Raw genomic sequence first — 6,585 nt, 5'->3', positions numbered from 1 at the left:
AGGAAACCAAGCATGAGTGGGTAAGAAAGAGAAGAAACATACCCACTCACAAAGGAAAACAGGCATGAGTGGGTAAGAAAGAGAAGAAACATACCCACTCACAAAGGAAACCAAGCACGAGTGGCTAAGGAAGTGAAGAAACGTACCCACTCACAAAGGAAACCAAGCATGAGTGGGTACTACACTAATTTGATTTAACATAATGGGAACCTTTACCGAGTTCAACAGTTATATAGTTATTAGTTAGAACCTTTTGTAATGTCTTTTGAGAAACTACTCCATTACTCCATTCATATACCCGTTTTTTTGTAATTTTCATTTTAGGAAATAGTATAAATAGCTCATCAATACAACGCAGAATAGCGGGTTCGTTCTTTTCTATCAAACCACATTTTTCGCATATTAAAAGATTTTGAGTTGATTTCACCATAAACCCCTCACCACACGCACACAAAACTCCCTTATCCAACTTTTCAAAACTATATTCCGGTACTCGCTTATAAGAAGACTCAGCCAAATGCAGGGAAACCAGTTTTTCTGCAAGATTATAGTGTCTTACTGAGATTTTTGACGGTATTAAATCTAGTTTGCAAACAAAACGATTAACTTGAGTTGGGAAAACAATTGGTAAACTCATGGGGGCTTGATATAGGAAAAATTCGGGATTAACAAAGACCAGATGAGATTCGATTGGAAAGTTGAAACCAAGAGAGTGGAGTAATTGTTTTAGAAGTGCTTCACTACGGTTTAGTTGAATGAGGGGGCTTTTAATAATTTCTGTTCCTGAAGAGGTGTACCATTTATTATCTTTAAGATAATAGTCTCCTTCGTAATTCTTCACCTCAAACATTAAAATTTTTGACTGGAAAATTACGAGTGTATCAATTTGGAATTGGGTGTTATTCACTTCTAGTAGAAGGTCACGAAGTATGATGCAATCCACCTTAAGGCTCTCAAGCCACTTATCAAACACCAATTCTCCTTTGTATCCTTTTTCAAGACTGTAAAACTGATTTTCATATTTTTCTTCTAATTTTGATCGACCACGCAGACTGGTTAGTAGTAGTAATTCTTCTGGAAGAGTACGTTTTTTAATAAGTAACACATCCCTTTCTATAACTATCATTCTATAAATTCTATTCGTTTTATCTTTTCCCTTCCAAAAATCAAAACAATTTGTCCAAATTTTTCTCTGAAAAACGGTCTAATTTAAAAATAGGGCTCGTATACATAGTAGTACAAACTGCCTTAGGAGGGAAAAGAATGCGTAAAATTACAAAATCAACATTAGCTGCAACTGTTATATCTTCTTCTGTTTTACTTTCAGGATGTGGCTTATTTAGTGTAGAAAAAGAGGTTGCCCAGATGGATCCGCCTCAAGAGGAAGCGGTTGATACAACAGTTACAACTGGTGAGGACCAATCAACTGAAACTACAGCTGATCAAGAGGAAGCTACTACTGAAACAGTGAAGCGTGATTTGTATCTAATTGATGAAAATGGGTTAGTTGTGCCTTATTCAGCAGAGTTACCAAAAACAGATGGTGCTGCACGGCAAGTACTTGAATATTTAGTAGCTGGTGGCCCAGTGAATGAAATTTTACCAGATGGATTCAGAGCCGTGATTCCTCAAGACACTGAGGTAGATGTAAAACTTGAAGGTAGCACAATCATTGCTGACTTCTCCAAAGAGTTTAACACATACAATGCTGAAGATGAGAAGAAAATTCTAGAAGCAATTACTTGGACATTAACTCAATTCGACACTATTGAGAATGTTGAAATCAGAGTGAACGGTCATGTGCTTGAAGAAATGCCAGTTAACGGTACGCCTATCTCTGAAGGCTTAAGCAGAGCTGATGGAATTAATCTTGATAATAGTGGTGTTGTAGACATTACAAACTCTCGTCCTGTGACACTTTACTTCTATGTTCAAAATGACGAAACTGAATATTATGTCCCAGTCACAAAACGAATTGACACTACTGAGAAAGATCAAGTAGCTGCAGTCGTAAGTGCATTAATTGATGGTCCAAATATTACATCAAATTTATTGAGCGAACTTCACCCAGATGTCGAGCTGCTAGGTTCAAAACTTGAGGATGGGAAACTAACGCTTGATTTTAATGAAGCTATCTTTGGAAGCTTTGATGAAAATATGATTTCTCAACATGTGTTAAATACGTTAGTTTTATCATTAACTGAAAATCCTGAAATTCAAAGTGTTGCTGTTACTGTTAATGGAGAGGCTGACATTTTAACTGAGGATGGAAAGACGTTAACTGAGCCTGTAACTCGTCCAACGAACGTTAATACAGGGAGTTTCTAAAGAGTAGCAAAGTCTCTAATTATTATTAGACATTTTTGCTATACTATATAGAGGATACGTAAGAGGTAGGCTCACAGTAGCCCGCCTCTTCTTTAAATTTTCCGACATAATGGGTTTGTGAAGATTGGAGGTTATAAAGTGAGAGTAGATGGACGAAACCAAGAACAGTTACGGCCAATTCACTTTGAAATGAATTATGTAAAGCATCCTGAGGGCTCTGTCCTTATTACAGTTGGTGATACAAAAGTAATATGTAATGCTAGCGTTGAAGACCGTGTACCACCTTTTATGCGTGGCTCAGGTAAAGGATGGATATCAGCGGAGTATTCGATGCTTCCAAGGGCTACAGAGCAACGAAACATAAGAGAGTCCTCAAAAGGAAAAGTGTCAGGGCGAACAATGGAGATTCAACGTCTTATTGGACGTGCATTAAGGTCAGTTGTTAATTTAGAAAAACTAGGGGAGAGAACGATCTGGATTGACTGTGATGTCATACAGGCAGATGGTGGAACTAGAACAGCTTCCATTACCGGTGCATTTGTTGCAATGGCCATTGCTATTGATAAGCTATTTTCCGATAAAAAAATTAGTGAATTTGCTTTAACAGATTATTTGGCAGCGACATCAGTCGGTATAGATCCAGAGTTTGGTGAGATTTTAGATTTAAATTACATAGAAGATTCAAAAGCAAATGTTGATATGAATGTTGTTATGACCGGTTCTGGAGAATTTGTTGAATTACAAGGAACTGGAGAGGAATCTACCTTCTCTCGTAATCAGTTGAACACATTACTAGAATTGGCTGAAAAAGGGATAAATGAGTTGATTTCTTTACAAAAAGAAGTACTTGGTGAGATTGCAAATCAAATAGGGAAGAGGGACTAGTAGCATGCAAGAAATTATGATTGCTACAAAAAATGCTGGCAAAGTAAAAGAATTTAATAATCTATTTGAGATTAAAGGGATTAAGGTCAAATCCTTACTTGATTTTCCAAGCATTGATGATATTGAGGAAACGGGAACAACCTTTGCTGAGAATGCTAAAATTAAAGCAGAAGCAATTTCTAACAAGTTTAAGATACCTGTTATCGCGGATGATTCTGGCCTATCCGTTGATTATCTGAATGGTAGACCTGGTGTTTATTCAGCTAGATATGCTGGCGAACAAAAAGACGATACTGCCAATCTTAATAAAGTTTTAGCTGAACTAGAGGGTGTACCCGAAGACAAAAGAACTGCCAGGTTTCATTGTGCGCTTGCATTAGCAATTCCTGGTGAGGAGACACAGATTGTTGAAGGGACTTGTGAAGGCATCATAACTGATAAGCCTGTCGGTGCGAATGGATTTGGCTATGATCCCGTTTTTTATGTTGTAGCAAAAGGGAAGACAATGGCACAGCTTACCAAGGATGAGAAAAATGAAATTAGTCATCGCGGTAATGCATTACGGAAATTGGACAAGCTTTTACAGGATCGAGAGGAATTATTAAAATGAAAGCTTTATTAATAAGTGATAGTCATGGCTGGACAGATGAACTTGTGAAGATAAAAGAAAGGCACAAAAACGAAGTTGATTTTATGCTGCATTGCGGAGACTCTGAGCTTCCATCAGTATCATCAGAAATGAGTGGCTTTTCTGCGGTGCGTGGAAATTGTGACTTCGACTCCAGCTACCCGGAAGATTCGGTTGTTCTTTTAAATGGAAAAAAAGTTCTGCTTACTCATGGTCATTTATATAATGTAAAAATGACGCTAATGAATTTGAAATATCGAGCTCAAGAAACGGGAGCTAACATTGTTTGTTTTGGTCATTCCCATATAGCGGGTGCGGAATTAATAGAGAAGACTTTATTTATCAATCCTGGAAGCATTCGTTTACCAAGAATGCGAAAAGAAGGAACATATGTTATACTAACAATTATTGAAAATAAGATTGAAGTGACTTTTTTTTCTACAGAAGGAAAAGTTATTGATAAGCTAACAACTCGGGTTTCATTGGGTTAATTAGAGAATGGGAGTGAGAAATCACTCCCTTCATAAAAAATATTTCATAAAAAATGTTGACATATTTTTTCTATGTGACTATAATAAAAAATGTCGCTAATGAGTTATTGAAGCGAAAACAACTTGTCCCAGTAGCTCAGCTAAGCGTAAACATCATTGAGATTCCTCGATGTAGCTTTGTTCCGACGCATTAATCATCCTCGAGTTTTCTTGAAGAGGAAGGAACAGGATAGCGCAATATAGATAGTGGCTTACTGAACATAAAATAATTTAATAATATTGTCCCAGTAGCTCAGCTGGATAGAGCAACGGCCTTCTAAGCCGTCGGTCGGGAGTTCGAATCTCTCCTGGGACGCCATCTTACATAATCAACTCTTTTCCTTTGGAAAAGAGTTTTTGTCATTTTAGGAACAAATCATGATACATGACTTCCGGATCCAGTTGTACAATTTAAAGATCCCTTAATTATCTCAGAAATAACATTAAAATTTATTTCTTAATAAATATCTTTTAGTTTCCCCCAAGATCCCTTCCTTTTCATTCAGTAAAAACCCTAAACCCAAACTCTTGAATTTTTCTAATTTCATAAAAAATTTCATAATTTTTAAACCGCGTGGCTGCAACGTTGTAAGCGGATACAACTTATCTTATTAATCAAAATATCTAACAATTCTTTAAAATGGTGTTGACTACTCCAAAAAATGGGCGTAATATAGGCTCTAATATAAAACAATTACTAGCAAAAATTACTAACTAACAAGAGTGAATTGCAGCGCAAGAACAGTCCTGACATAACAATTTCATCGTAATAATTTATGATGGAACGAAATGTAATTGGATTATTTTTTGTACCTAAAATTTCACTGGTGTAAAGCGTCTCTGTTTAAATGTACTAAAGGGGTGTGTCTATGTGAGTGAGCAATGGATATTTTTGAATGATCAATTTGTAAAAAAAGAAGATGCAAAGATTTCAGTATATGACCACGGATTTTTATATGGTGATGGTGTCTTTGAAGGAATAAGGGTGTATGATGGAAACATTTTTCGAATGGAAGATCATAATGATCGACTTTTCCGTTCGGCAAAATCAATCATGTTAACAATACCTTATTCAAAGGAAGAAATGATTGACCTGGTCGTACAGACGATAAATAAGAATCAATTAAAGGATGCTTATATTCGTATCGTCGTTTCACGCGGTGTGGGGGATCTTGGATTAGATCCATATAATTGCAAGAGAGCACAGGTGGTTATTATTGCAGAACCGCTAGCTATTTTTCCAAAGCATTTGTATGAAACAGGAATCGATATTGTTACTGTTGCTACCAGAAGAAATCGACCGGATGTGCTAAGTCCAAAGGTTAAATCATTAAATTACTTAAATAACGTCTTAGTAAAAATTGAAGCACATTTAGCTAACGTTAGTGAGGCACTAATGCTTAATGACCAAGGCTATGTTGCTGAAGGTTCAGCCGACAATGTATTCATAGTAAGAGGAAATGAAATTCTTACTCCACCAGGTTATATTGGTGCGTTGGAGGGGATTACAAGAAGCGCAATTATTGAAATTGCTAAAGACCTCGGATATGACATGAGGGAAGAACCATTTACAAGACATGATGTGTATACTGCAGATGAAGTATTTTTAACTGGTACTGCAGCCGAAGTTATTGCCGTCGTTAAGGTGGATGGCAGAGTAATTGGCGAAGGGGTACCTGGAGAGAATACGAAAAAATTACTTAAAGTATTTAGGGAAAAGGTTGTAGCTGATGGTGTAAAAGTTTACAAGGAAGCGGCAACTAATATTGGATAAACGTTGAAGAGGATAAGTAGTCTTACGATTCGATATCTACAGAGAGCCGGAATGGTGGAAGCCGGTGTTATCCCGTAGGATGAACTCGCCTCTGAGTGCTAACTTGAAAGAGAATATTTCAAGTAGAGTTAGCCGGGTGTATGGTAATTACTCACCCGTTACCAAAATGAACAATGTAATGTTGTTCCTGAGGTGATCAGTTTTTGAATTGATCACAAAAAAGGGTGGTACCGTGAAAAGTGACAAATGCCTTTTCGCCCCTTCGACCAAATTTTTGGTCTAGTGGGTGGATTGGCTTTTTATTTTGCTCTATTTGTAAAGACTGAACGACAAATACACCATGGCGAAATTCATTTAATTTTAAAGGTTCTATAATATTTGTTGGGGTTCCTACACAATTAAAGGCATAAAAAATGCACGACATCAGCCAGTCTTTTATA

6 protein-coding genes, 1 tRNA gene and 1 other annotated feature are annotated in these 6,585 nt (G+C 36.8%); of the genes, 6 read left to right on the top strand and 1 reads right to left on the bottom strand.

Annotation, left to right across the window (positions count from 1 at the left end; all coding sequences use genetic code 11):
* Positions 1 to 184 precede the first annotated feature (184 nt).
* Positions 185 to 1,126, bottom strand: a complete 942-nt coding sequence (locus AB3M96_RS22820; protein ID WP_412969915.1) for a nuclease-related domain-containing protein — start codon at positions 1,124 to 1,126, stop codon at positions 185 to 187.
* A 137-nt stretch (positions 1,127 to 1,263) separates the two neighbouring features.
* Between AB3M96_RS22820 and AB3M96_RS22815 the strand changes: the two genes are divergently transcribed.
* From AB3M96_RS22815 to ilvE, 6 genes are all read left to right on the top strand, one after another.
* Entirely contained in the window at positions 1,264 to 2,328 is a 1,065-nt protein-coding gene (locus AB3M96_RS22815; RefSeq protein WP_412969914.1) for a GerMN domain-containing protein, read from the top strand.
* A gap of 138 nt (positions 2,329 to 2,466) precedes the next feature.
* A complete protein-coding gene (gene rph, locus AB3M96_RS22810; protein WP_412969913.1) occupies positions 2,467 to 3,213 on the top strand; it encodes a ribonuclease PH in 747 nt (248 codons plus the stop codon).
* A gap of 4 nt (positions 3,214 to 3,217) precedes the next feature.
* A complete protein-coding gene (locus tag AB3M96_RS22805; RefSeq protein WP_412969912.1) occupies positions 3,218 to 3,823 on the top strand; it encodes an XTP/dITP diphosphatase in 606 nt (201 codons plus the stop codon).
* Positions 3,820 to 4,332, top strand: coding sequence for a metallophosphoesterase family protein (locus tag AB3M96_RS22800; protein ID WP_412969911.1), 513 nt, complete (start codon positions 3,820 to 3,822; stop codon positions 4,330 to 4,332). The genes AB3M96_RS22805 and AB3M96_RS22800 overlap by 4 nt, the downstream gene beginning before the upstream one ends.
* Before the next feature lie 281 nt (positions 4,333 to 4,613).
* A tRNA-Arg gene (locus AB3M96_RS22795) sits at positions 4,614 to 4,690 on the top strand.
* Positions 4,691 to 5,242: 552 nt separating this feature from the next.
* Positions 5,243 to 6,145, top strand: coding sequence for a branched-chain-amino-acid transaminase (gene ilvE / locus AB3M96_RS22790; protein ID WP_412969910.1), 903 nt, complete (start codon positions 5,243 to 5,245; stop codon positions 6,143 to 6,145).
* Positions 6,140 to 6,410, top strand: a binding site (T-box leader). (Overlaps the previous gene by 6 nt.)
* Positions 6,411 to 6,585 lie beyond the last annotated feature (175 nt).

It is taken from the genome of Ferdinandcohnia jepli, from assembly GCF_047246645.1.
GTDB lineage: Bacteria > Bacillota > Bacilli > Bacillales > Bacillaceae_L > Ferdinandcohnia.
This window is presented reverse-complemented; position numbering and strand designations above follow the sequence as displayed.

Coding starts and splice junctions, on each gene's coding strand:
- AB3M96_RS22820 (WP_412969915.1), bottom strand. CDS start 1,126: ATGATAGTTATAGAAAGGGATGTGTTACTTATTAAAAAACGTACTCTT.
- AB3M96_RS22815 (WP_412969914.1), top strand. CDS start 1,264: ATGCGTAAAATTACAAAATCAACATTAGCTGCAACTGTTATATCTTCT.
- AB3M96_RS22805 (WP_412969912.1), top strand. CDS start 3,218: ATGCAAGAAATTATGATTGCTACAAAAAATGCTGGCAAAGTAAAAGAA.
- AB3M96_RS22800 (WP_412969911.1), top strand. CDS start 3,820: ATGAAAGCTTTATTAATAAGTGATAGTCATGGCTGGACAGATGAACTT.